Below are 23,419 nucleotides of genomic sequence, written 5' to 3' on the forward strand. Positions count from 1 at the left end.
CGGCAGTACCGCGCGCGGCTTCGGCCGGCTCGGCAACAAGGCCTTAGAAGTCCTGCGGCGCCGGCCAGGGGCGAAGCCCGCCGGCGCCGATGGCCCCGGCGGCGGCCTGCTCAAGGAAGTAGATAAAACGATCCTGGCGTATGGCGCCTCCCGCGAACACGATCAGGCACACGACTGCGAGACGCAGCATTGTCCCGGTGAAATTCGTCGCCCTGATCTCAGGCCCGGTCCATCTGTCTTTCCGGCCGCCCCCGTCTAGCGTGCATTTGCGGCGACGTACGGGCCAGCAGCCTCGTCGCAAGGCCGCCGCTGCCGACGCTGCCGCCGAGGTATCCCCCGTTGTGAACGTCTTCCCGGATGTGCATTGGAAGTTCGGGGAAAATTTTGTCGATAGGTTGGCCGCCAATGCGTCCGGAATCGGCGCAAATCTTTTTCCGCGCCCTGTTTCAAAACCTTAAGTTGATCTTGTGCGAGGAGTCCAACATGGCAACCCGGCGATCGAATCGATACCGACGGGCATTGGGTCTTCCATGTGGCACACGCACCGCGCTGGTCTGCGCGGTGGTATTCGCGCTCGGCGCCTGCGCGCAGCCGTGGGAGGGGTTCCATGCAGGCGAACAGGAATCCGCCGTCGTCGCCAGACTGGGGCAGCCGCGCGAGGTTTACAACCTGCCTGACGGTTCTAAGCGGCTGATGTGGCCGACGCAGCCTATGGGGGAAGTCACGACCGCTGCAGACATCGACGCGACCGGCAAGGTGATCAGCATCCGGCAAGTGCTGCAGCCGAACGAGTTTTACCGCGCGGAGCCTGGCAAGTGGACGAAGAACGAGGTTCTGGTCAACTTCGGCCGGCCGGAGGAAACGGCTTACTTTCCATTGATGAAGCGCGAAGTATGGAGCTATCGCTATCTCGAAGACGGCGTGTGGTACCAGCTGTTCCATTTCTATTTCGACGACGCCGGCGTGCTGCGCGCGACCCAGAAGAGTCCGGACCCGCTGCACGAACAGGGTGGCGACAACAAGCCGATGTGATGGCTGTCGGATGGATGACATGACGCGTGGCGGCTTTGTCGCGATAGAGAAGTCGCGTCAAACAAATGACAATATGATGAGGACTACTCATGCGACCAACGAGTACTGCCGGGCGGGAGTTTGCGCGATGCCACCGTCATTCATCTCGCCTTGACGATCATGTGCATGAACTCGATGCCCCCGAGAATGATGCGTGCACAACGAAAATTCTTGAAGCCAAGCATCGGTCGGGTGCGACGCTTGGTGGCACGGTGGTCCTGCTCGACGACATTGTTCAGGTACTTCTTCTGGCGGATCCTGATCGGCGTCTCACTTTCAGCGGTGAGCGCCTGTAGCGCCGCCAGACTTAATCCGCTTTTATCGATCGTCACGGTCTCCGGTTCGCCGTTCTGGGCGATCGCCTTTTCGAAGCAACGCCAGGGCCGCAACTTTGTCACGATGGGCTCGCAGCAGGAAGTCGATCGTTTTGCCCGCCTTGCCGACAGCGCGATACAGATATTCCCATTCGCCCCTGACCCGAATGTATGTTTCGTCGATACGGCTCTGTCAGGTTGATTGCGAGGAGGCGATAGAATGAAGTGATGAAGAAATCGAAATCGCTTTATCACGGTCACCGTTTCACTGCCGTCGTCATCATCTGCGCGGTCCGCTGGTGCTTCAGGTTCAGCCTGAGCCGGTGCGACATCGAGGAGTTGTTGCTCGAGCGTGGTGTCGTGGTCACGTACGAAACGATCCGTTGCTGGTGCGACAAGTTCGGTGCTGGATTCGCCGATTGCGCCAAAGCGGCGCGGCGCAAGCTGGGCAGCACATGGCATATGGACGAAATGTTTGTGACGCTGCACGGCGAGCCGTATCTGTTGTGGCGAGCGGTCGACGAGCATGGTGTCGAACTCGACGTGCCGGTGCAAAAGCGGCGCGACAAGGCCGCGGCAAAGCGCTTCTTCCGGAGACTGCTGCGTTCAAACCTGGTGCCGCGCAGAATCGTTACCGACCAACTGCGCAGCTATCAGGCGGGCAAAGGCTGAGATTCCCGGACTCGCTCTTGTGGAGCACGTTTTCGTCAAAGCGGCCGCGCGCGTGAATAACCGTGCCGAGAACAGCCATCAGCCGACCCGCAGGCGCGAGCGCCAGATGTGCGGCTTTCGTGATGCGCGTCGCACGCAGGCGTTTCTCTCATGCTTCGGCCCAATCTGGCAGCACTTCGCGCTACCCCGACATCAAATGACTGCGGCATGTCGTCATGCCGCGCTCAAAGAACGCCTCGCCACGCAAAACCGTCGATGACTACGACGCGCCGCTCCCTTGGAAGATGCTCCACCGAGCTTCTCTAACTCTAGCGCTAGCACACATCATGCGCTCTCGGAACCGACTCATAGAGGCGTCGATGAAAGACCGCAAACGATAAAAGGGGTTGTCAGATACCCGGCTTTGCCGCCGCCAGGATCAGCCGCAGGCCAAGCGCGACGATAGCACCCCGCTGCGACGCGGGCGACCCACCGCCGAATGCCAGCCGTTGATACACCTCCATCTGTGGGGCGCGGAAAGAACTGATCTAGCCGCTCCTGGCCGGTCACCGTCTTACGCAATCGGCATACACGCCGCAAGCTTCGTAAGGCACCGCTCGACGCGTTTGATCTGTCACTTGTGAGCAGCAGCGTCCGGCCCGACGTGAGCCATGTCGTTTCACGTCCACTGCAGCCTGCACGTTGTAGCCAACCTTTCCCCGTGTGGCGCGTCTCGTCCCGCAGGGTTCCGTGAACCAATCTGCAAGACTAGCCCGGCTTGACTTCGTGTTCATCAACCGCAGCGCGAAGCCGATTGAACCCGTCTGCGAATGCAGCTGACGCGTCACGAAATCGAGCAATTGGCATCGAAACGTTACGTGCTCCGCCGATCGCCGCGAGTTGTATCGTCTGCGCGGCGATAGAATCCCGTAAGTGCGTCACCATCGACTGCGACGTCCAGCTTATATTCCCTATATAGCTCGTTGCGTTGCAGCATGCCAGTCTCCATCGTGATTGTCGAAGCGCCGCTCGTCACGCCTTCCCGGTCCGGGCTAGCCGATGCTCGCCCATCACCCATTCGCCAGGAGGAGTGCCGTCAGCTGTTTTTTGGTACAGCCAGCTTCCGCAGACCGTGCAACTCCAGTTCCTGCTAATTTTCGACATGTTGCTCGGCGGCCCGATTGCACTGACGCCGGCGGCTAGACGGCGGCAGGATCGCCATGCGGGGGAGCGCGAGATGAGTTGCGACTAACTCGCGACAGGCGTCGCAAGGCTGCTTAACTATCTCCAATCATCTGATTCGAGGAAGTCAAACCGCTCGTCCTATGCCGAGTTCTCGTCGCACCACTGGATCGCCCAGCGCTGCGCCGCCTCGATAGCGGCTGCGTCGGAGGCATAGTCGCCGAGATCTCCCGACCATTTGACCTCGACGGTGTCGACGCCCGCCGAGGCGCGCCGATAGATCTTTGCACGGGCGTAGTAATGGCCGCCTTCATCAAGAGGCGACGCGTCGATATGGAAGTCCTTGTAGTCGAACTGCATCGTCGCCTCCCAATCAGTGAGGAAATCCTACAGTGCGGCACTGCGCACAGCAATCGGCTGGGATACCAATCCGTGCCTGTAGGCTGTGCAATTCAGACGGGTGGAGGCGTGCCCGCGGGTTTCTGCATTCTTTCAGTCGCATTGGCGACGCGATCACCTTGATCCGTGATCGTGGTCGCCGGGATATATACCTCGCGTACACGAGCGACGGGAGGCCGCAGCCGACCCCATCCCTGCCATCAGATCCCCGGCTATTGAATGGCGGTTCCTCCGGGTTACCCCAATCATTGCATGTCAGTGTTCAGGTCAAGGCCTCCTGAAGCGGCAGCACGTACGTTCGCTACGCTTAAAAGAATTTTTCCCGTTCCCTTTTAAGTGTCTTCGCAGGCTTCGAATCCTTCTTCCGCAGTGCGATCGCTGGATTCGCTTCTCGCATTGCTTCACATATTGATCCGGAGGTCGTACGGAAGATTTCGCCTCGATCAAACGAACCAGCGGGATGGCGCAATCGATGTCTTGGCGCGCAGAGGTGCCGCGCGCACAGTGGGTGGTGTCCGTGACCAGATTCGTTCTGGCGTCCTTCCGACGCGCCGGATCAATGCATCGGGGATGATTTACCTCGCGGTCCAGTTGGCCTTCGATACGGCCGGGCGTCCCGCATCCGGCGAGCCATTCACACGCCGTCGAAGGCGGCGCTGCTCCGCATAGGGCATCTCAATATTACGTTATGAGTGGCGATCACGGAAAACAGCGGGAGAGCTGAGTTGCAAATGGGGCAAGGAGGCGAAAATTATGGACAACTGGCTTGTTGCCGTCACATCTGGACTGTAAGCTTGCGTTAACGCGGATGTATCCCCGCGTTTTGTGTGTCAGGTAAGCCGTAGGCAGGGCCTGCGGCTTCTTTTTATGCGAACACCGGAAAGAATCCGCAGAGCCTGGATCAAGAAATGTTCTGACGCGGCGCTCAATTCAATTTTGTCGGGATTTCGAGCAACAGGACAGGCGCTTCCCGCTGGCGTCGACCAGCTCTTGGCCTCGAAATCGTCCAGTTGAAGCAGCAGACTGTCCAGCGCGCAGAGTTGGGCGCGCGTCGGATGAGTCCCATCCAGAAGCTCGTGGAGCCGTCCGCGCCACTATTCAGCCGGCAGGATTGGCCCGCCAAGGTCCCCTGTCAATGACGGCGAGACAGGTGGGATCCAGCCACCACAAAGGCATCGATCAAGATTGGCATTGACGCTGGAGGAGCGTGAAGAGATATCACGAGGGCTTGTGGCTGATGAATCAATCCAGTCAATTGCGATACGACTTTCCCGAGCGCCTTCTACCATCTGTCGTGAGATCAAACGGAACAGCGGACCAAACGGCTATCGGGCAAGCCACGCCGATCAGATCGCATGGGATCGCGCGCAGCGCCCCAAAGCCTGTAAACTGGCTGAGCACCGGATGCTGGCGCACGTCGTGGCAGGCAAGCTTCAGTTGCAGTGGTCACCGCAGCAGATTGCCGGATGGCTCAGGCGGGTGTATCCAGACGATGAGGACTACCACGTGTCTCATGAGACCATCATCGCCGCACACCCGGGCCATGCGCCGTTCGCCGTTCGCCGTTCGCCGTTCGCGCCATCATACGCAGAAGACGGACGATCACGGAAGGATTCGGGACACAGTATCGATCAGCGAACGCCCCGCGAGCGTTGAAGACCGTGCGATACCGGGCCACTGGGAACGTGATCTGCTGTGCGGCAGCGGCAGCGGCAGCGGCAGCGGCAGCGGCAGCAGCCAGATTGCGACGCTCGTCGAACGCCAGACGCGTTACGTGAAGATAGCCAGCAAGGATCGCGAGACGGTCACCAATGCACTCATCAAACACGCCTCCAGACTGCCGCAGGAGTTCCATAAGTCGCTGACATGGGATCGGGGAACGGAGATGGCCGCGCACAAACGCTTTACCGTGGCCACTGATCTCCAGGTGTACTTCTGCGATCCCCAGCATCCATGGCAGCGCGGTTCGAATGAAAATACGAATGGATTGCTGAGGCAGTACTTCCCGAAAGGTACCGATCTCTCCGTCTATTCACAGGCCCAGCTTAATGCAGTAGCAAGGCGGCTCAATGAACGCCCCCGGAAAACACTAAACTTCGACACACCAGCTGAGCGATTTCATCAAACTGTTGCATCGACCGGTTGAATCCGCAGGCTTAGTCAGCCGATCGCGTGCGTGTTGAACCACGCCGCGAGGTTCCCGCCACGTTGACTCATTGCCAATGAAATGACGCAGCGCGTCCACAGAGGCTGCGGCTGGCTTCTATCGCATCCGCAACTACGGTCTGCCTGCCGCCGACGCGGGGGCCAATGTCGCGAAGGTGCGAGGGCTGCTGGACGTTGTGGTGGCGTGGTGTCTTTCGTTCGCTCGCCAGATTTCGGGCAAGGCGGGAGGGCCGGGTAGCTGCATCGTCGTGCTCGAAACAAACCGTTCGATTCGAACGGGGGTTCTCTCTTGCGATTCAGTCTACAGCTTCGAAGCGTACAGGCATCGCGCTCATTACCGGCATGGCGTTGATCGGATCAAGGCCAACTGTAGTGCTGAGCAACTGGCTTGGATTGGAGCCGGCGTAGGTTTCAGGCTCCTCGTCGGGCATCGGTCCCCAGCCGTGCGAAATGGACACGACGCCTCGGCGCAGCGCGGGGTCCGCTTTGACGATAGCTCGAATGCGGCCGTGCGGCGAAACAATGGCCACGCACTGGCCTTCGGTCAGTCCTTGAGCAGCCAGCTCATCGGGATGCACAAAGGCCGGATTGAACGGCATGCGTCGGCGGACCGCGGGCAGGTGGTGGTACATGGTGTTCTGCACGTCGCGCACGCGCCGCACCGCCAGGCGAAGCGGGAACCCCGGCGGTGCCCCCGCTTCGTTCAGTACGCCCGCCAGTTCGCGTTCGACGTCCTCCGGCATCACGTCAAAGCACGCGGTATTAGCTGGCTCGCCGGGCTGCACGATCATCGGTTCGACCTCGTAGATTTTCCCTTGTGGGTTCAGCTTCAGTTCGTCAAATGAAATCGAGCCGTGGCGAACCAGGGTCGCAAGCAGCTCGTCGGTGGTCGGAGCTGCGCGCATATCGAGCGGAACGTCGTCGAATATGACGCTCTTGCCCAGGCGCCGCGCGAGGTCCCAGAACACGAACCAGTCGTCCACGACTTCGGATCCCTCCGGCGGCGTCGCCACGGCGGCCGAGTATTGTGCGTAAGGCTGAAACATGATGTAGGACTCGTAGTCGCGCGAATGCAGGTCTGTGCGCTCGAACATCAGCTTCGGTGGAATCACATAATGCGCGAGCCGCGCAGTGTTTGTCATGAATGGCTCGATGCATACCAGCAGTTGCAATTGACGCAGCGCATCGGCGATGCGGCGCTGGTCGGGCACGGCATCGACTGGATTGCCGCCGTCGACGAACAACGCGCGGATCTGGCCGGCGCCAGGCGTAGTGATTTCCTGGGCCAGCGTGCCGCTCATCTTCTGGCCGAACAGCATGCCATAGCCGCCGACACGGCTCTTCCAGCCGGATTCCCAGGAACGGCGTGGTGGAATTACTTCGGCGCGGCGCTGGCGGCGCGGGGCGACCACGCCGGGGTTCGGAACAGGGTCGCCGGGGCGAGCGAAGCGGCCACACACGACGTTGAGGCATTCGACCAGATGCTCGGCCAGATTGGAGTGCGGCGCCATATTGGGCCCGGTTCCCGACGCGGCCGAGCCACGCTTGCGGCGCAGGCCGCCGGCCGCCCGGACGGGTTCCGCGAAGGCTGCAGCGGCGGCTTCCAGCCCTTCGACGCTTACGCCGGCGCGCTGGGCAACGTATTCGGGCGTAAACGGCTCGACCGCGCGCGCCAGTCGTGCCAGGTCCTTGACGTAGCGCGCGCAGAATTCAGCATCGTGCCAGCCTCGAGACAGAATGATGCGAAGCAGGCCAGCCAGCACGGTCGGGTCCTCGCCCGGCAACACCTGCAGGAAGACATCGGCATGGCGGGCGGTCTCTGTCTCTCGTGGATCGATCACCACCAGCTTCAGGCCGCGCTCCTTCGCTTCGTGGAGTTGCTTGACCGGATTCTGCAATGCAAAGTTGAACGTGGATAGCGACACCAGCGGATTGGTGCCGACGAACAATAGCGCGTCGGCGAGCGCGTACGAATCTTTGCCGGCAGCCCAGCCGCCCAGTCGCTCAAATGCCACCCATTTGGCCGACTGGTCGATGGTCATTGTAGAGAAAAAAGAATTCGAACCCAGCGCCGCGAGGAAGGCGGGCAACATATGATTGGCGGCGAGGTTAGAGTAGTTCATGGTGCCGCGAAAGGCTGCGACCGCATCGGCGCCGTGGCGCTCGATCAGCGCCTCAAGTTGCGCCGCGATCTCGGCCAGCATCGCGTCAAGCGGCATCTGCACAAAGCTGCCATCGCGCTGCCGTTTCAGCGGGTGCAGGAGCCGCTCCGCGCTGTTATGCGCCTCATGCAGATACGCGCCCTTGATGCAGGCGTAGCCGCGCGTGAGCGGATTGTCGCGGTCGCCGCGCGCAGCAATGACGCGTCCGACGTCGTCGATGGTCAAGCGCAGTGAACAGTTGCCGGCGCAGATGCGGCAGGCGGTGACGGCTTCCCGTGGCACGGCGAGCTCCTCCTGTACTGTGGCCCCACACCTCGTCACAACCAAAGCCTTTGGCGCAAAGGTTATAACCGAGCCGGATACCTGTGAGATGACAGAGCACCCGCAAATGACCATGCGTTACATCGCCGCCAGACTGTGACCGCGCATTCGCCATGATAAACGACGTTCATATTTATGGCAAATAGCTTAACGACTTGTTGCGAGTGCCGTTGCCCGCAAGTCCGGCACGCCGCGTCCCGGCGGGGACATCGGGCCTCGCGACGGCCCGTCCCACGACTCGACGCGTCTCTATTAGCGCTCATAACGCGCTCGCTCCGCCAGCCATGCAAATTGATTGAATGCGCGGCGTGCCATGCGCGTCGGTCAAATGACCGTTCGCGGCGCATAACCCGACACCTGCCGATAAAGTGCGAGCGGCGCTCCATGGCCGGCTACTGGCTGATGCAGTCGGCCGAAAATTGAGCTGCTGCCGACCTGTCGACGTTCAGCAGCACGGTTTTTTCACAACTTTTTGTGGATAGACTCCCTTTCCAGTACCTGGACGCCTAAGCCGATGTGTGATCACCGAAACTGATCCGGCAAACAGCTTCGCTATAATCGGGCTATCTTTCCACACCGCCCTGCTTCCAGTAGATGTCCGTCAAACGAATCCGGTCCCGGGCCGGCCAGCCACGCCGGCCGCTGACAAAGGCGCTGTTATTACCGATGGATCGTGCATCCGCCAGCGAACAGTCCCTGAGGCTGCATCTGGCGCTGGTCGCATGTCGTGAGTGCCAGGCCAACAGTCACCTGATCAACGAACTGATGCGGGCCGTCTATCTTGCTTATTTTTTGCAACGTGCGGGATACGGAAGGCATCCAGCCGAATATTTCAAGGTAGCCGAGTGCGCCGTGGAGATGGCGCTGGCGCACGCGCATGAGACGGGCGAATGGCGTCTCACGCCGGACGTCATCGGTGACTTTGAAGAACTGATAGCTCTGTATGACGCGCAACTTGCCCGCGCACCACTGCATGCGGTACGTCACGCCGAAGAGCAACTCAGGGATTTTCTCGCGGGAACGGAAAGCTCGCCTATCGTCGTGGAGGAGTAACTCTCGCGCCGATGCACCGGCTTGTGGGCGTATGAGGCCACCCTGCGACATCCTTGGCTGTGAGCGATGATCTCTAGCAGCGCGAAGCCACACTCACCACGTTCAGACACCGCAAGGCGAAGCGCTAACGTCGTTGAACACTCGAGCATCGGTGTTGCATATATTAGGATTACTTAAAAAATCGATCATTTCTTATGCCACATGCCGGATGGGCGATCTGTTGGCGATGACCAGTGAATCCGAATCCCGATGATTCGACTAACCTGCCGTTCCGCGAGCAGCACGGCCGTAAGTGTTCCGGGATAACCCTGCGGGTAGCCGTCTACCGGATAGGGCGCGCGGGTAACTGGGGGTGGTTCCAGCGCTTCGCGCGCATTTGGTATGTGATGACCGGCCTTATGCCGGCACGGATAGAACGGTGGCAGGGGGAAACCACCTCGGACGTCAGACACCCCGGACCTCAGTACCGTCAAAGGTCTTATACGAAGGATACTAAAACATCGTGAGCGGATGGCCTGGGTATATGTTGAAGGGAAGATTGTCCACTGCCGGTCAGCGTCGTGGTCGAGACAGGCGACACACTGGCCCGGCCGTGGACAACCTTCCCTCCCCCAAGGATCCTCCTTTGAATCGGCTCAAAATGGGGGAATGCTGACGGGAACGGAATCGCTAAAGGGCTTGACTTTCATTTGCCCCATAGAAGGAACACTTAAGAGTGCGGCCTTATTGTGACGCCTTGCTTAACGCTTTCCAAACGACTTTTGCGGCGGCCCGAAATGCGTCCAGATCAGGGGCGTTATCTCCAGCTCGACGGATAAAAACGACCAGGCCTTGCAAGTGCGAGACGAGCAAAGCACCTCGGAGCGCGCATTCCCCAGACGTCAGCGCCGGGTTTATTTTCGCAACAAGACCGGCAAAGATTTCCTGGAATTCTCCCGTGATTTCCGCCGTTAAATCGCGCGCAAAATCCTCATGCTCGGCCAAACTCCACGATTCGAGGGCGAAGGCGCTCGTGCTGGTGCCAGGCCGCGTCAGAGCAGCGAAGGCCTCGTCGATGATCGCGTCGAGGCGCGCTTCCGGCGATCGAAGCTTATCCTTGGCGAGCGTTCGATAAAGCTCAAGGTAGCGGTCGGCCATCGCTCTCATCGTGGCTCGCAACAGGCCTTCCCGGGTACCGAAATAGTGCTGCAAGGTGCTCAGGCGAATACCCGCATCGCTCGCCACACGGCGTTGGGTGAACCCCGCGTTACCTTCGGTAGCGAAAACGCTGATCGAGACCTCGAGGATCTCCGGTACACGGGTTGTTCTGTTGCCTCGCCGCCTGGGCTCGCGTGGCGCGCTCGAGCCCAGCATTTCCGCCGATGTGATCGTCATTTCTTTCATCTGCGCCCAACTCCTCAGTGGCGGGTTCTCTCCGCAGGACAGTTCGTTCCGGCCGCCGAAATGGTGCGCACGGCCCAGCTCGGCCTGGCTCAAGGGGTGATTCCTCAGTCAGTGTCTCTCGGCCGCCGGAAAGCAGAGGCAGCCGTCCCTTTTTGTCACTCGACCCATCTATGGTAGGTCAAGAAACCGATTAAGCACAGTTAACATACTGCCCGACACCGGCTTCACGACCAACTGCTTGGATTTGACCCACTGACTAGTGGCTAAATCCCCATACTTATTGGTATTTCTCCCCTCCTTACTGGTCTTGATTGTTGGTTGCACGACCGCTAGTATTTGGTCACAAGACCTATTCAGCAGGTCTGATTGCTGAATGCGTCGAGGCGGCTGCCGTAGTCAAGGAGAAGCTGACGTGTCGATGTCCTACCCCCTGCGCGAGTTGCAAACTGCGATATGGGCGCCGTTCCTTCCCTGGCTGCAGGCCACCGCCAGCTTCCTTGCAGGTTCTGGCAACGCCGCTTCCGCGCGGCCCACCAGTCAGCTCGCGCCCGGCTGCGAGCTGTTGGCGCGGCTCTGCAAGCGCTACCCGAAACCGGAATTCGGCCTGACCGACGCCGTCGTCGACGGTCAGCAGGTCGTGGTGACTGAAACCGTCGTGCGGGACCGGCCGTTCTGCCGGCTGCTGCATTTCGAGCGCGCCACGCCCCACAGGCATCCCGTCGCACTGGTCGTCGCGCCGCTGTCGGGCCATCACGCGACGCTGCTGCGTGACACCGTGGCGGCGATGCTGCAGGATTTCGACGTCTACATCACCGACTGGCGCGATGCCCGCACAGTTCCGCTCGCCGAAGGCGCCTTTCACCTGGACGACTACGTCGCGTATCTGCGCGAATTTCTGCGTTTCCTGGGACCGGACGCTCATGTTGTATCGGCCTGCCAGTCGACCGTGCCGGTGCTCGCCGCTGTTTCGCTGATGGCGACTCATGACGAGACGACGCCGAGAAGCATGACGCTGATCGGCCGCCCGATCGACGCGGGTCGCGGCCCGACGACCGTCAACGCATTCGCCGTCAGCAAACCGCTCGACTGGTTCACACGCGAACTGACCAAGACGCTGCCGGGTAACTATCCCGGTGCCGGCCGCCGGGTATATCCCGGCTTCCTGCAGCACGCGGCCTTTGTGGCGATGAATCCCGAGCGCCACCTGGATTCGCACCTGCGCTACTACTGCGACGTGGCAGCCGGCAACAGCGAACTGGTCGACGCGCATCGCCGCCTCTACGACGAGTACAACGCCGTGCTCGACATGGCGGCCGAATACTATCTGGAAACGGTTCGCGTGGTCTTTCAGGAGTTCTGCCTGGCGCGCGGAACCTGGCAGGTGCGCGGCGAACACGTCCGCCCGGACGCCATCAAGGCCACTGCACTGATCACCGTCGAATCGCACGTCAGCAATGAATCGGCCGCCGACTTGCACACCGGTGTCATCGAGGACGTGGCGGCCTGACGGCGTACGGCAAGGGGCGCCCCCGATCAACGGCCATGGGGTTGAAGGAGCAGCATATGAACACCGATCAGAAGTCCTTGCGATGGTTGATTGACAAATGGCTGGCGCCCACGCCTGCCATGCCGGTCCGCCTGACCCGATACGGTCGTGCAAACTCGAGCCACAGACGCTGCGTGCGTGTGGAGTCGTTGCGAACGACCGGCTCCCTGGCCATTTTTTTCTTCCGGCACGATGATGGATCGTGGCGCGTGTTCCCGCCCGCGTCCAGACGGCCAGTGATGCATGCCTACCCATGAACTGGATAGACAGACCTGGCACATCAGCACGGAAAGCCTGGCCGCTCCGGCTCGCATTTTTAGTACAAGCCGCGCGCTTACCGCCTTGCGGTGTGAGCGACGGGTCGATAGTCGGGCGATCCGAGGAGAACGGAATGAATATCCTGGAATTGGCGGGGAATGCCGGAATGCTGGTCGTACTCGATGGCAGGATCGGTTGCACCGAGTACCGCAGCGTCCACGGAACCCTGGATGCGTTTCAGCGTTTTGTTCATGCGTTGGAATCGGCGTTGGTGAATGGTGAGGAATCCGATTGGTCTCCGTGTCGGGGAGGCCTGTGCGCGGAGTCTTCGTCATCATGAGGACATGGTGCCGGAGCGCCACCACGGAGGCCCCCATGTTTGCCTGGAATACGCTTCTGATCGCTGGCCATGAAACCGGAGCGGGCGCAGGACATGCTGGTTCCGGATCGTGAGCTAGCTCGATTAAGTGGAGCGACTGATGAAGGTTTCCGCAATCTATGCCTGGATAACGGCGCTTACTGCAATCGTCGCGGGGCTCCATTCGGGCTCGTCCTACGGCCACGCACTCGATCCGCAACTCGACTGTAGGTCGAACGCACACGCATTCATCGCCCCGCTCCTTAAGAGCCAGTATATCGATCCAAATCCGATGCGCGTCGAAGCAAACTCGGTCAACGCATTTCGACCGGCGCACGGCAGCAAATTGACGGCATTTGGCTTTCCCGTCTACGCCGTCCTCGGGTATGAACACGACGATGCACTGTTCAAACGCGGAGATGGCCGGCCCGTCACAGACTCAGCCTATGGCGTGGTAGTAATCGGCCCCAGCGAGTCAGTAGAAGCGCATGCGCGCCAGACCGGCAGCGGCGCTGTCATTCATCAGGTTGTCCCCCTCTTGCTAACGGCCATTTTCTGCAGCGGACCGTGACGCGCTCAGCGGTGCTGTCATGCATGCAGTGGGATGGCGTTGTTACATGAGTGTTTGCGTCGCAGTAGTGCGATCAATCCGTCGTAATCCGAATGGAAATCGCGGGGACGCCCACCAACATATCGGCGGGTCCATCGAAAGACGGTGTCAGCGGCATGCCGGTTGCATTAATCGTCGATCGATTTGCTTCAGTTCCGCCCTTGCCTATCGTCGCATCTCAGTGCAGCAGCATCGCACACAGCGCCAAGCCGGTGAGGTAGGTCCCTAGTGCGTCGACGAAGCGAAAAGGATTGGGTTTTGCCATCGTCGGTCCCGTGACTAGTCCGACGACGACCAAACAGCGGCACACGGTTGCCGCTATGATCAATGACAGAGCGGCCGCGGAAGGCGATCGCGCGCCAAGATATAGAAACAGCAACGCGAGGAACGGCGCCTATTCGGCCGTATTGGCGTGCGCCCGGACCAGCTTATGTAGCTGGTCTGCCGGGTCCGACTCGCAGCCTGAGTTGGTGCCTTTGCGAAAACGCATCACCGATATTGACAACCCGAGACCGAACAGGAGTACTCCAAGAACCAGCACGCATGCGAGAGCAATGTTGTCCATTTGCATGAGCCCCCTCGACAGGAAATTTATAAAATGCCAGTTTGGTTGTCTGCACGATTTGCCTGATGGTGTGTAGCACCAGCGGCGTGCATCGCGACTGCATCGAACTAACCTTGATGGCCGATTATCGGCCGATGCAGGGGGCCGTAGCGGCCACGCTGCCTTAACCCGTTACCTTCTGAATTCCTAGTTGAAGAAGCGTCGGCGGCAGCCCAGTCGTTGACTCAACAGGCGAAGGCCCTGAGTGAAGCAGGGGCCCCCTTCAATGTTGACGATGCTTCGCCGTACCTGCGGGACAATGGTGAACAGTGTACTGCTCCGCCGAGGCTGAGGAAAATCTCACTTACGATGTCGGGATGAATTGTATCGCCCCGACAACGCCGAAATTTGAATAGAACGCGCCGCGCGTATAGCCAGCCGCCCTAGCGATTTCCTCCACGCTTGTTGCGGCCTATCCCTTTTCAACGAGCATCTTAGTAAGATCTGCACCAAGGCGCGTGGGAAATCGGAACGTCGTAGCGAACACTGGAATCCCGGAAAAAAGGTACGGAACGGTCAGACGAGGCGCCAGAACGCCCTTCGTGAGGAATCGGTGCAGCATGTCGAGAGCGCCTTCGTCGCGTTGGAATGTGTTCTAGCGATAGCGCGCTCCGTTCGAGTCACCCCAGCGACTGCCTATGCAGCTAGTCCGCCGGTGAGCGGGGCCCGTCTCTCTCAGGCAAAGCAGCTTCGTTGCGCGATCATGGCGATAAGAGATCATACGGTGTGAATGGGGTTTCGAGACGGCATGCGGGTTCGCGATCACTGCATGACCCAGCAGTGCTGACCCAGCAAGGAAAGACTCTCGCGCACGAGCCGCGACGCATCGGTCGCCGGGCCATCGTGAACGACGGTCTTGTCGGGCCGCACCACGGCGGCCCAACCAACCGGAACGAGACGCGGAAGGAACACACCGTCGAGGTCCTCCCAACTGTCATGCCGAGCGGCATGCGGCCGCTCTCCACGGTGTGCGATCTGCACAATGCTTCCGCCGACACGCGCGAAGGCTGCTGCCTCAGAAGAATCAAGCGAGGCTCGGGCATCCGTGCCAAATCCAATCAGCGCCAGGCCCTGCCCGAGCACCTCGTCGCTCGGACGCGTTTTGCCATCCGAACCACGTACCCGCCCCTGCGCAATCACTACGCCGCGCACAAGCTTCGTCGGCGAGCGGCCTTTGACAAACACACCCCTTCCAGTTGGTTTTTTCGGCTTGATCTGCGATTCCTCGGGCTGCGCACGCAGCGGGAGCACCGGTGGCGACAATTGCATTTGCCCATGAGTCCACAGGGCAATGCCGCCATTGCGCGGCGCGACGAGCTTTCTCATGAACCTTGCGAGTTTTGTTATCGCCTTCTCGTGGGGCCGCCTTTCCTCGTCGTAAGTGTCGAGAATGCGTGAATCCGCTCGCCCCTGTACCACCCATGCAAGCTTCCAGCACAGGTTGGCGGCGTCTCGCAGTCCCGTGGCCAACCCTCGGCTGACGGATGGAGGCGTAATGTGCGCGGCGTCGCCTGCGAAGCTGAGGCATAACCACGCTTGGACCCGTCATGGCGAACACTACGAATCATCGGGTCGCCTGCTGTGCATTGTCGCGTCTATTTAAGATAGTCCCCTCAAATGCTTGCCACATGAAGTTTCTTTCGGACCTCGAGGCAACGTACCCCGCCGCGCGCGACACTGATATGGATAAGCCCGGCACCGACGGCCCGGGCGCCCCCGGCTCGCCGGCGCGCGACACCGGAGCGCCACTCCTGCAGTCGGAGAATGACGACTGATTGCTCGAGGAAGACGCGCCGAGATGAGATGCGACCGGACGAAGCGTTGTGCGGGAAAAGCCGACCTATTCGGGGGACGACGCAGAGACTGGAGATATGTGATGGACGACCGATTTGACAGACGAGAACTTCTACTTCACCTCGGGGACATCCTCCAGGCTCTGAGCCATTTAGCCCGGACCGGTGCGTCCGACACGCCAGTGGTGCAGCTTGCAAACGAACAGGATTTGTTTCGGGACTTCGAGTTCTTCCGGGCGCTCGCCCCGAAGATGACGGTGGCCGATTTCAGCGCAAGAGTCGCCAGCGCGTTCTTCCTGTGGGCAAGGGAATTGCTCGACACAGAACTCAACCGCAAAGCTCTGGCGTTAACCGTTCAGCACGAGCTTTTTGACGGTAACCCTGACGGCTGGAACTCGTATGCCGGTCACATTCGGAAGAAGGTCAAGTGGTTCGGCGACGGGCTTCTCGGGAGCAGGAAGGACGCGGTGGACGAACCATTGCGCGATGCCGCGAAGGAAGTAGCTCCGGTGGAGGCAGCGCCGTCCGCCGGGCGGAATGCGCCGGGGGCGCGAGAGGGTTGGCCTTGGCCCGAGCCGACGACGCGCTGACCCTGCCGTCGCGGCGTTCCTGGCCGGAGTCAAGGCCTTTCCACCAACTCGGGGGCCAGCTTGTGCGTTGGCATCGTCAACGTCGAAGACTGTCTCGTGAAAATGGAGCGGCGACTGACTTCACCAGTCGGCCGCCTGACGAGCCATCGATGCTCGGTCAACGCGTTCAACCTGGCCCCGGAGGCACGCAACTAATGATGACGCGTTGTGCGGTCCTTCGCCGCTTCCCTGGCGTCACCGACATCTTTCTTGGCTTGTCCCGCGGTTTGCTCGGCGTCGCCTTTCAGTTCCCGGGACGGCCTGCCCGTGACCTTGCCCATTGCCTCGTTGACCTTGCCCTTCATCTTTTGAGCAACGCCTTTGACCTGGTCCTTGTTCATGATGCAGTCCTCCAAATATACGGCCCGCGTCGCGCTAATCACATTGCGACACTATCAGTATAGGAAAAGCGCTCCGGTTAGCGAAGTAGCACGCTGGAAGGACACGCACCGCGCGGACGCGGTACGGCAGAAGCGCAGTGAAGTTACGGTGCGCCCGGACCGCGCGGGAGTCGCCAGTTCCTGAGCTGACGCGTGGCGCGCAGCCCGCGAGGCCCGTCGGACCACGTGGTGTCGCGCAGCTCCTGCTGGACCATCAGAACGGCTGCGCTGTTCTGGCGACGCTTGGCCCTTCGCGCGTCCGTCGCTCACTTATTGCGGCAGCGAATCGCCAGTTGAGTAGCCGAAAGGTGGAGGCGTTGCGTCGACGTGAGCCTGTAGCGGTTGACCGCGTGCAACCCGCTCACTGGTACTGGCCGTTTTGTCCCGGGGCCGTTCCGCGGTCCGTCGACGTCGCTGTTCGCGCCACTCCGTTACCCATATTCAGACCACTGGCCTTGCCGCGGTTCGAATGTCCCGTCGAACAGCTACTGCGCGCCTCGGCATCGGCGCAAGCGTAGTCATTATCCTGGAGGATGAACTGCGCCATGGCACTGGAGAACCGACTCGACGACATTCGCGAATTGCGCACTTGCGGGGGAGCGTACCCGTCCCAGAACAGGCTGACGACGCGATTGCGCTCACTCCATTATGGTCAGCGATAGGGCAGCTATAGCGTCGCCAGGAAGCCTTGACAGCTTGTGTCTCGACTCATTTCCTTCGTGCGAGCCTCACGCGCGCATCGACGGCCGCAAAACCGGCGCGCTGAGCACCATTTCGACAGATATGAGTCTCACCGGTCAGCACCTTACTGTGGAGCGGTCCCAACCCGCTCAACCGAAGTTGCGCGGGCAGCGACGAATTTCGCGCGGACCGAATCACCGATTTTCAGACCGCCAAGAGAACAATCTGGGGCAACGTCGAATTCCTCAGTTAGAGTCGGGCCGCGCAATGTGACCTCCCGTTTTTTACGGTCGATTTTTAGCACCGTCGCCAGCAACTCCACGCTTCGGGTCGAACTGGCTTCTCCATCCTGTGTTGGCTGCACAACTTCGGTTTCGATTCGCTCGCGGATGCCACTCGATGGGGCCTTGGCCAGATGCGTCAGAATTGCGTTTCTATATGCGATTTTCACCGTGTCCCCCAGGTGAAATTCTTTGAGCTCTGCGACGACTGGGCTGATTTCAATCACGGCCATTTCGCCGCGCGTGTCGCGCAAGGTCACGGTGTTGTGTAGCGTGTTTATTCCCGTAATGCGTGCCTGAATATGTTGTAGCGCGCTCACACCGGCTGCCTGGCCTGTCGTCCGGAAGCTGGCGTCCTGGGAAAAGGCCGGCGGAAGTAGAACCGGGCCAACCACGATAACCGCAGCGACGATGCCGAAACGGGAGGCGCGCGTTCTGTATTCACTCATGTCCGCTTCCTGTCTACTGTCAGTAGGCCTTCTTCACACCGCTGCCCGACGCAGGCGCATCAATTCCTCCCTTCTTCTGCGTCTTCGGCTTCATCTGCTTTTGCGACATGTCGTCCGACTTTCCCATCGTGTTTGCGCCCGACGCACCGGATGGTGACTCCGTCGTCCCGTTTGCATTCGGCGTTCCCATTCCGGTGCCGCCCTGGCCTGCACCCGCGCCGCCCCCACCACCACCCGCTCCCGCACCTTGCGCGTAGGCGGCACCAGACAAGCTCAGAACTAACGCAGAGAACAAGAATCCTCTCGCAGCGACTCGCATGACGGTCTCCCTCGTATGCAAAGCGAAGCTGTAACCCGAGTGGGTCCGCCCGCTGCATTAAACGCCGCAATTTCTGTTCCGCCATTGGCCATGGCGTGGGTTACCTATTCCTACGCCTGGCTGTTATCGACCTCTCCTTTCGGAGGAGAACATCGCGGCCATGGCGTGCACGGCGCAGGCGAGGGTCAGCGGCGGCGCGACCTGCCCCGCAATTCGCGGACAGTCTGAGACCAGCGTGTGCGCCGTGTCGTTTGAATAGGCGCGAAGGCTGACGACGCCACATTTCCCGGGTGAGGCTATCGACATAAACTATGATTTGACGAGGCTGGCTTATGCGCCCGTTGACGTGCCTCTATTGACCACCGTATCAGCGGCCCTGCTCACGTTCGTGCTATGCGGGTCACGATAGTGAAGGGTTGGCTTTAGACTATCAGCGAGCCGGTTCTGCATACGATGAGGTCAGGTACCGCCTGGAAGCAGCCTGAATTGAACAGCCGGGTGCCCGCCAGCAGATATGACACCGTTGCGCGGCAGCGGAGCGCCACCGACCTTGGCTCACTGGCGGATAAAGCACTCGAACTGGTAAGGAGCAAAGCGACACCCGGACTGTCGGGGTACCTGCGACCGGTCCGGCCAGTCGCCAAGACAGGCGCGTGAGGGCCCCTGCTCCGGCACCCGCCTTTCCATTGGCGCGCGCCGCTCAGGCTGCTGTGTCGCCCTCAGATGCTGCCAGCGGCTGGTCCGCACCCAACTGCTGTCGAGCCTTCTCCCAGTACTCGTCCGAGCGCCCTTCGGGAGAGCCGTCCTTCTCCCACAGATAGAAAGCAAGTGTTCGGATTTGTTCTTCAGTGACTGGCACGTCCATCTCAACCTCCTTCAAGAAAGTGGCCCGGGCGGGCAGGCTAATTTCGGCTGGTCGATGGTAGCAAAGCGCCTGCTTGATGTCGCTGGTCGTCGGCGCATCGAACATTCAGCCGCTGTAGCGGCGGGCCGTCGAATGTTTGAACCGGATGGCCCGCTCGTGCGGGCCATCTGCTTTTCACCAGCATCTGCCGCTTCCGGCATTGATAACAGACACCGCAAGATGTCACCGCCATGACTCCCCGGCGCCTTTGCAACAGTGGTTTACGAGTAGCAGACGCGAAGTCGTGACGACAAGGGCTCAGAACGCCGGCGGTCAATATTCAGACGATATACCGGATTGCTTCTTTTCTCCGGTCCTATACGATTATCACCACGTCAGCGCCCCCAATGCGTTGCGTGTGTGTTTCGGCCGCGGCAATGTCTGCCGCTTTTTTGCGCATTGCGGTGGAACACCGGGCTTTTCCGAAGTTGTAGCCCGCGGTTGCCGGATGGGCGGTTTCATTTTCGTCAACCCACACCGGCCCATCGGCGGCTGTCTTTGCGGGAAAGTACCTGCTGAGCGAAAAGCGTGGCCTGAACTGACGACAGGCGGTTAGAACCACCCTGGGCTGCCAGCGCAAGGGCTTCCGGGTTGACAGACGTCCGCCGCCAGGGCTAATTTGTGGCACTGCATGAATGAATATTGCGTTGCAGTACAAGGCAGCGGAGAGCCCGGGTAGCCGCTTCCACTTGGCACGGTGGAGTGTCGGGGGCGCTGCAAGGTCAGCGCAGATGGACCCGCGAAGTTCTTGTTCGGATTGCTAATAATTGGTCGACACCCTTTTGCCCTTTTCCTGAATGGAGCGATTAGCATGAGTACCGTGGCCCCGGAACAGTTTATTGCAGCACAGAAAGCACGCGCAGCAGCACTTTACAGTCTTTTCGAGAGCGGTTTTAAAGGCTTTGAAAAGCTGGTCCAGCTGAATGTCGAAGCCACCAGGGCCAGTTTGGCCGAGAACCAGGCCGTTGCGACGGAGGCCGTTTCGGTTAAGTCACCCGAGGCGTTCTTCACCTTGCAATCGCGTCAGGCACAGGCATGGAACGAGAAGCTTCAGGCCTACTGGCGGCATGTGAACGAAATCATGTCCGAGACGAGCAGCGAAATCCTCGCGACGGGCGAGAAGCAGGTTGATGAGTATGTTCGACAGTCCCAGGCGCTCTTCGAGAACCTCTTCAGGAACGCGCCGGCGGGCAGTGAAGCATTTGTATCGCTCTGGAGGACTGGCTTCGGCGCTGCGCGTGACGCTGGAAATGCGACCTACGAGAATGCAAAGTCGGCAGCCAAACAGGCTGTCGAAGTCATCGACAAAGCGGGCAAGACCGTCAGCGCGAAGGCGTAACAATCAGGTCCCTGAGTTGCGCGATTGCCGCCGCATAAGCAGTCGCGGGCGCTCGTCTCGCGGTTCGTCCCGACACGGCAATCGGTGGACCTCGGTGAGCTGGACACGAGCCCTGCAGCGCCATGTTCGAGTGGCTGTCACGCTGTAGGCGCCAATGTAAATACTCCTGCCGCATCCACCAGCGGGCGGTTTGACCGTGGCGCGACAGTAGGCGGGCCCGGATGGACGGCGCTATCTGCGATGCGACGAACGCGGTCGAATTTACGTGCGTTGAAGGCGAGCGCGTCCCGCCAATTCGCAGCGACAAGAGGGGCAGGACGGACTGAAGCCACCGCCCCGCAGGCGCGCTAGCGCTACATGCCGAAGGCGTGTCGTGCATCTCGACCACCGGAGCATAAATGCTAACGTAAGCATTCGGGGAGTTGTGCCGTCCGCAACTGGCGTACAAGCTCGATGCCTCAAACTTGCAGTATCGGAAGCCTCTTCTCTGCCGTGGCGCGGGGTCGCCGTTTCATGCTTCGTACTTGAAAGACAAAGATACTCGCGCGCTCGGTATTTAACGACCTTGCCGCTATCGACCCTCATGTCGAGCTTGCAGACTTCGGCGACTCGCAAATCACGCAGCGAGTTCGCTGCAATTTCTACAGCATTTTTTGCCGTATCCTCCCAGAAGGTTGGGCTGGTGCCGATAATTTCCGTGACCGGCCGGATTTGGTGATGCAGCGCCTACAATTCATCCAGCATGGTAATTTCTTCCGTGTAGCCACATACCTATTACAACCTGGAGACCCTATGGCTGGACTGTCTACGTCATCGGCAGCGGACCGCGCACGGCATGAGGGTAGTCTCGTCACACCAACGCTCGACACGCGTGCGCATCGCCCGCCCGACTATGCGGCAGAAAGCAGCGCGATGCACCGTCTGGCGCAGGCACTGACGTCGTCGGACGGAGCCATGCTGCAGACGCTCTCGGATATGGCACTGAGTCTGTGCGAAGCGGGCAGCGCGGGCATCGGCCTGCTGGAAACCGGCGCTGCCGGCGCCCTCGTGTTCCGCTGGGTCGCGGTTTCGGGTGCATGCGTGGCCGCTGTGGGCACCACCATCTCGACTGCAGACAGCCCGAGCGCCGTGACGCTCGAACTGGCTTCGGGACAACTATTCTCGTTTCCCCGGCGCCACTTCGCCTGCCTGGAACACGTCTCTCCGGAGATTATCGAAGAGCTGGTTGTACCCATTCCGGGCGAAACTGAGCCGTGGGGCACCCTGTGGGTCATGTCCCACGACGGGACACACCTTTTCGATGCGGAGGACCGCAGAATCCTGACCAGCCTTGCAAACTTCACCTGCGCGGCGCTCACCATGACCCGGGCGAAGGCTGACGCGGAAGCCCGGGCGGCAGAAGCTGAGGCCGCAAGGAATGCGCTGGCCCTGGCTGAAGCACGCAAGGACGACTTCATTGCGACCCTGAGTCATGAATTACGCAATCCTCTCGCGCCAATCGACGCTGCCCTGACGGCGGCGCGAAAGCTCGCGACAGACAATCCCGCCGTGTTGGCTGCATTGGGCATCGCTGACAGACAGATGCGGATACTGAAACGGCTCGTTGGCGACCTGCTCGACGCGTCCCGGATAAGGCATGGCAAACTGTCCGTGCGCCCGTCGTACGGGCTGCTCCAGGATATCGTGGCCGACGCGGTGACGGCGATGAAGACCGACGCCAATAATGGTCTACACCAGCTGCATGTCACTGTTCCCCCGTATCCGGTGACCGTTCATGCGGACGCGGCCCGACTCACCCAGGTCATATCGAATCTGCTGACGAACGCGGCGAAATACACGCCTCCCGGCGGCGACATCACGTTATCGGTGAAGGCACCGGACCTGAGCATCGCATCGATACGCGGCTCATCGCCCCGAACTGCGGTCATCACGGTGACGGATAACGGTGCGGGCATTTCATCTTCAATGCTGCCGCACGTCTTTGACATGTTTGCCCAGTCGGCGTCAGCACGCGGAAAGGCAGAAGGCGGGCTCGGAATCGGACTGGCTGTCGTGAAGCATCTGGTTGCCGCACACAACGGCACAGTTACGATTGCGAGCGCCGGCGAAGGCTTGGGGACGGAGGTAACCATACGACTCCCCATTGTCTGCGAAAACACAGCCGCGCCGACCATGACCGTGACGCACACGATGCCGGCGATGCGCATCCTTCTGGTGGACGACAACGCAGACGCCACGGCGGCGCTCGGCACGTTGCTGGAGCTCGAGGGGCATGAGGTTAAGTGGGCACAGAGCGGACCCGACGCGCTCTCGATAGTGGAATCATTTACTCCGGACGTTGCCCTGATTGATATCACGATGCCCGGCATGGATGGCATTGAGCTTGCGCAACTGCTTCGCCTTCGGGCCCAGTGCTCCCAGACGAAGCTGGTTGCATTAACGGGCTACACCGATGCCGCCAGCAGATTCCAGACCGACGAACAGGTATTTGACTGCCATCTCACCAAGCCACTATCGCTCGATGACCTGGTGGATGTCGTGCGGCGTTCGTAGAACCTGATAGACC

General features: G+C 60.4%; 17 protein-coding genes and 6 pseudogenes. 9 read left to right on the forward strand and 14 right to left on the reverse strand.

All coding sequences use genetic code 11. The features are described from left to right. Positions 1–43: 43 nt before the first annotated feature. Positions 44–190: a hypothetical protein gene (locus B0G80_RS46000; protein WP_181920039.1), complete on the reverse strand. Its 147-nt coding sequence runs from the start codon at positions 188–190 to the stop codon at positions 44–46. A 293-nt stretch (positions 191–483) separates the two neighbouring features. Here B0G80_RS46000 and B0G80_RS23165 point away from each other — a divergent pair, with 293 nt between their 5' ends. After that, positions 484–1,032, forward strand: coding sequence for a hypothetical protein (locus B0G80_RS23165; RefSeq protein ID WP_116123673.1), 549 nt, complete (start codon positions 484–486; stop codon positions 1,030–1,032). 87 nt (positions 1,033–1,119) lie between these two features. Here B0G80_RS23165 and B0G80_RS23170 read toward each other — a convergent pair. Beyond that, a pseudogene (locus B0G80_RS23170) lies at positions 1,120–1,572 on the reverse strand (IS6 family transposase); the annotation flags it as partial. Between the two features lie 41 nt (positions 1,573–1,613). On the opposite strand from B0G80_RS23170, the pseudogene B0G80_RS23175 reads away from it, so the two are divergent. Beyond that, positions 1,614–2,316 (forward strand): annotated as a pseudogene (locus tag B0G80_RS23175) (IS6 family transposase). 1,043 nt (positions 2,317–3,359) lie between these two features. Here the strand turns inward: B0G80_RS23175 and B0G80_RS23180 are convergent. Then, positions 3,360–3,578 (reverse strand): hypothetical protein, encoded by a 219-nt coding sequence (locus tag B0G80_RS23180; RefSeq protein ID WP_116120027.1) that lies wholly within the window; start codon positions 3,576–3,578, stop codon positions 3,360–3,362. Positions 3,579–4,760: 1,182 nt separating this feature from the next. Between B0G80_RS23180 and B0G80_RS23190 the strand changes: the two are divergent. Next, a pseudogene (locus tag B0G80_RS23190) lies at positions 4,761–5,763 on the forward strand (IS30 family transposase); the annotation flags it as partial. 316 nt (positions 5,764–6,079) lie between these two features. Here the strand turns inward: B0G80_RS23190 and B0G80_RS23195 are convergent. Beyond that, a complete protein-coding gene (locus B0G80_RS23195) occupies positions 6,080–8,227 on the reverse strand; it encodes a molybdopterin-dependent oxidoreductase (RefSeq protein WP_116120029.1) in 2,148 nt (715 codons plus the stop codon). A gap of 705 nt (positions 8,228–8,932) precedes the next feature. Between B0G80_RS23195 and B0G80_RS23200 the strand changes: the two genes are divergently transcribed. Continuing rightward, positions 8,933–9,319, forward strand: coding sequence for a hypothetical protein (locus B0G80_RS23200; protein ID WP_116120031.1), 387 nt, complete (start codon positions 8,933–8,935; stop codon positions 9,317–9,319). A gap of 723 nt (positions 9,320–10,042) precedes the next feature. Here B0G80_RS23200 and B0G80_RS23205 read toward each other — a convergent pair. After that, a complete protein-coding gene (locus B0G80_RS23205) occupies positions 10,043–10,702 on the reverse strand; it encodes a TetR/AcrR family transcriptional regulator (RefSeq protein WP_116123674.1) in 660 nt (219 codons plus the stop codon). Positions 10,703–11,120: 418 nt separating this feature from the next. On the opposite strand from B0G80_RS23205, the gene phaZ reads away from it, so the two are divergent. Beyond that, a complete protein-coding gene (phaZ, locus tag B0G80_RS23210; RefSeq protein WP_116123675.1) occupies positions 11,121–12,209 on the forward strand; it encodes a polyhydroxyalkanoate depolymerase in 1,089 nt (362 codons plus the stop codon). A gap of 373 nt (positions 12,210–12,582) precedes the next feature. Here the strand turns inward: phaZ and B0G80_RS46430 are convergent, their stop codons facing one another. Further along, complete coding sequence (locus tag B0G80_RS46430; protein WP_166678937.1) at positions 12,583–12,759, reverse strand: hypothetical protein; 177 nt, start codon at positions 12,757–12,759, stop codon at positions 12,583–12,585. Between the two features lie 226 nt (positions 12,760–12,985). Here B0G80_RS46430 and B0G80_RS23225 point away from each other — a divergent pair, with 226 nt between their 5' ends. Next, entirely contained in the window at positions 12,986–13,435 is a 450-nt protein-coding gene (locus B0G80_RS23225) for a hypothetical protein (protein WP_116120034.1), read from the forward strand. Positions 13,436–13,652: 217 nt separating this feature from the next. Here the strand turns inward: B0G80_RS23225 and B0G80_RS47065 are convergent. From B0G80_RS47065 to B0G80_RS23240, 3 pseudogenes are all read right to left on the reverse strand, one after another. Then, a pseudogene (locus B0G80_RS47065) lies at positions 13,653–14,039 on the reverse strand (MAPEG family protein). 379 nt (positions 14,040–14,418) lie between these two features. Next, a pseudogene (locus B0G80_RS23235) lies at positions 14,419–14,511 on the reverse strand (TetR family transcriptional regulator); the annotation flags it as partial. Between the two features lie 329 nt (positions 14,512–14,840). Beyond that, positions 14,841–15,584 (reverse strand): annotated as a pseudogene (locus tag B0G80_RS23240) (FAD-dependent monooxygenase); the annotation flags it as partial. 370 nt (positions 15,585–15,954) lie between these two features. On the opposite strand from B0G80_RS23240, the gene B0G80_RS23245 reads away from it, so the two are divergent. Continuing rightward, positions 15,955–16,461, forward strand: a complete 507-nt coding sequence (locus B0G80_RS23245; protein WP_116120037.1) for a hypothetical protein — start codon at positions 15,955–15,957, stop codon at positions 16,459–16,461. A 191-nt stretch (positions 16,462–16,652) separates the two neighbouring features. Here the strand turns inward: B0G80_RS23245 and B0G80_RS23250 are convergent, their stop codons facing one another. The 4 genes from B0G80_RS23250 to B0G80_RS47070 all read right to left on the reverse strand — a co-directional run bounded on the left by B0G80_RS23250 (position 16,653) and on the right by B0G80_RS47070 (position 19,580). Next, the gene (locus B0G80_RS23250; protein WP_116120039.1) at positions 16,653–16,841 is read right to left on the reverse strand and encodes a CsbD family protein; all 189 of its coding nucleotides are present in this window, start codon (positions 16,839–16,841) and stop codon (positions 16,653–16,655) included. Positions 16,842–17,685: 844 nt separating this feature from the next. Beyond that, on the reverse strand, positions 17,686–18,291 hold the full coding sequence (locus tag B0G80_RS23255; protein WP_116120041.1) for a hypothetical protein: 606 nt from the start codon (positions 18,289–18,291) through the stop codon (positions 17,686–17,688). A gap of 19 nt (positions 18,292–18,310) precedes the next feature. After that, positions 18,311–18,610 carry a hypothetical protein gene (locus B0G80_RS46005; RefSeq protein WP_181920040.1) on the reverse strand — a complete coding sequence of 100 codons (300 nt, stop codon included), beginning with the start codon at positions 18,608–18,610 and terminating at the stop codon, positions 18,311–18,313. A gap of 700 nt (positions 18,611–19,310) precedes the next feature. After that, positions 19,311–19,580, reverse strand: coding sequence for a DUF2934 domain-containing protein (locus tag B0G80_RS47070; RefSeq protein ID WP_258878994.1), 270 nt, complete (start codon positions 19,578–19,580; stop codon positions 19,311–19,313). Positions 19,581–20,325: 745 nt separating this feature from the next. Between B0G80_RS47070 and phaP the strand changes: the two genes are divergently transcribed. Continuing rightward, the gene (gene phaP / locus B0G80_RS23265; protein WP_116120042.1) at positions 20,326–20,853 is read left to right on the forward strand and encodes a TIGR01841 family phasin; all 528 of its coding nucleotides are present in this window, start codon (positions 20,326–20,328) and stop codon (positions 20,851–20,853) included. 261 nt (positions 20,854–21,114) lie between these two features. On the opposite strand, the gene B0G80_RS47075 is transcribed toward phaP, so the two are convergent. Continuing rightward, a complete protein-coding gene (locus tag B0G80_RS47075) occupies positions 21,115–21,576 on the reverse strand; it encodes a dodecin family protein (RefSeq protein ID WP_309568815.1) in 462 nt (153 codons plus the stop codon). A 69-nt stretch (positions 21,577–21,645) separates the two neighbouring features. Between B0G80_RS47075 and B0G80_RS23275 the strand changes: the two genes are divergently transcribed. Continuing rightward, a complete protein-coding gene (locus tag B0G80_RS23275) occupies positions 21,646–23,406 on the forward strand; it encodes an ATP-binding protein (RefSeq protein ID WP_116120044.1) in 1,761 nt (586 codons plus the stop codon). The last annotated feature ends 13 nt before the right edge of the window (positions 23,407–23,419 follow it).

Source organism: Paraburkholderia sp. BL6669N2, assembly GCF_003387275.1.
GTDB lineage: Bacteria > Pseudomonadota > Gammaproteobacteria > Burkholderiales > Burkholderiaceae > Paraburkholderia.

Coding starts and splice junctions, on each gene's coding strand:
- B0G80_RS46000 (WP_181920039.1), bottom strand. CDS start 190: ATGCTGCGTCTCGCAGTCGTGTGCCTGATCGTGTTCGCGGGAGGCGCC.
- B0G80_RS23165 (WP_116123673.1), top strand. CDS start 484: ATGGCAACCCGGCGATCGAATCGATACCGACGGGCATTGGGTCTTCCA.
- B0G80_RS23180 (WP_116120027.1), bottom strand. CDS start 3,578: ATGCAGTTCGACTACAAGGACTTCCATATCGACGCGTCGCCTCTTGAT.
- B0G80_RS23200 (WP_116120031.1), top strand. CDS start 8,933: ATGGATCGTGCATCCGCCAGCGAACAGTCCCTGAGGCTGCATCTGGCG.
- B0G80_RS23205 (WP_116123674.1), bottom strand. CDS start 10,702: ATGAAAGAAATGACGATCACATCGGCGGAAATGCTGGGCTCGAGCGCG.
- phaZ (WP_116123675.1), top strand. CDS start 11,121: ATGTCCTACCCCCTGCGCGAGTTGCAAACTGCGATATGGGCGCCGTTC.
- B0G80_RS46430 (WP_166678937.1), bottom strand. CDS start 12,759: ATGAACAAAACGCTGAAACGCATCCAGGGTTCCGTGGACGCTGCGGTA.
- B0G80_RS23225 (WP_116120034.1), top strand. CDS start 12,986: ATGAAGGTTTCCGCAATCTATGCCTGGATAACGGCGCTTACTGCAATC.
- B0G80_RS23245 (WP_116120037.1), top strand. CDS start 15,955: ATGGACGACCGATTTGACAGACGAGAACTTCTACTTCACCTCGGGGAC.
- B0G80_RS23250 (WP_116120039.1), bottom strand. CDS start 16,841: ATGAACAAGGACCAGGTCAAAGGCGTTGCTCAAAAGATGAAGGGCAAG.
- B0G80_RS23255 (WP_116120041.1), bottom strand. CDS start 18,291: ATGAGTGAATACAGAACGCGCGCCTCCCGTTTCGGCATCGTCGCTGCG.
- B0G80_RS46005 (WP_181920040.1), bottom strand. CDS start 18,610: ATGCGAGTCGCTGCGAGAGGATTCTTGTTCTCTGCGTTAGTTCTGAGC.
- B0G80_RS47070 (WP_258878994.1), bottom strand. CDS start 19,580: ATGTTCGATGCGCCGACGACCAGCGACATCAAGCAGGCGCTTTGCTAC.
- phaP (WP_116120042.1), top strand. CDS start 20,326: ATGAGTACCGTGGCCCCGGAACAGTTTATTGCAGCACAGAAAGCACGC.
- B0G80_RS23275 (WP_116120044.1), top strand. CDS start 21,646: ATGGCTGGACTGTCTACGTCATCGGCAGCGGACCGCGCACGGCATGAG.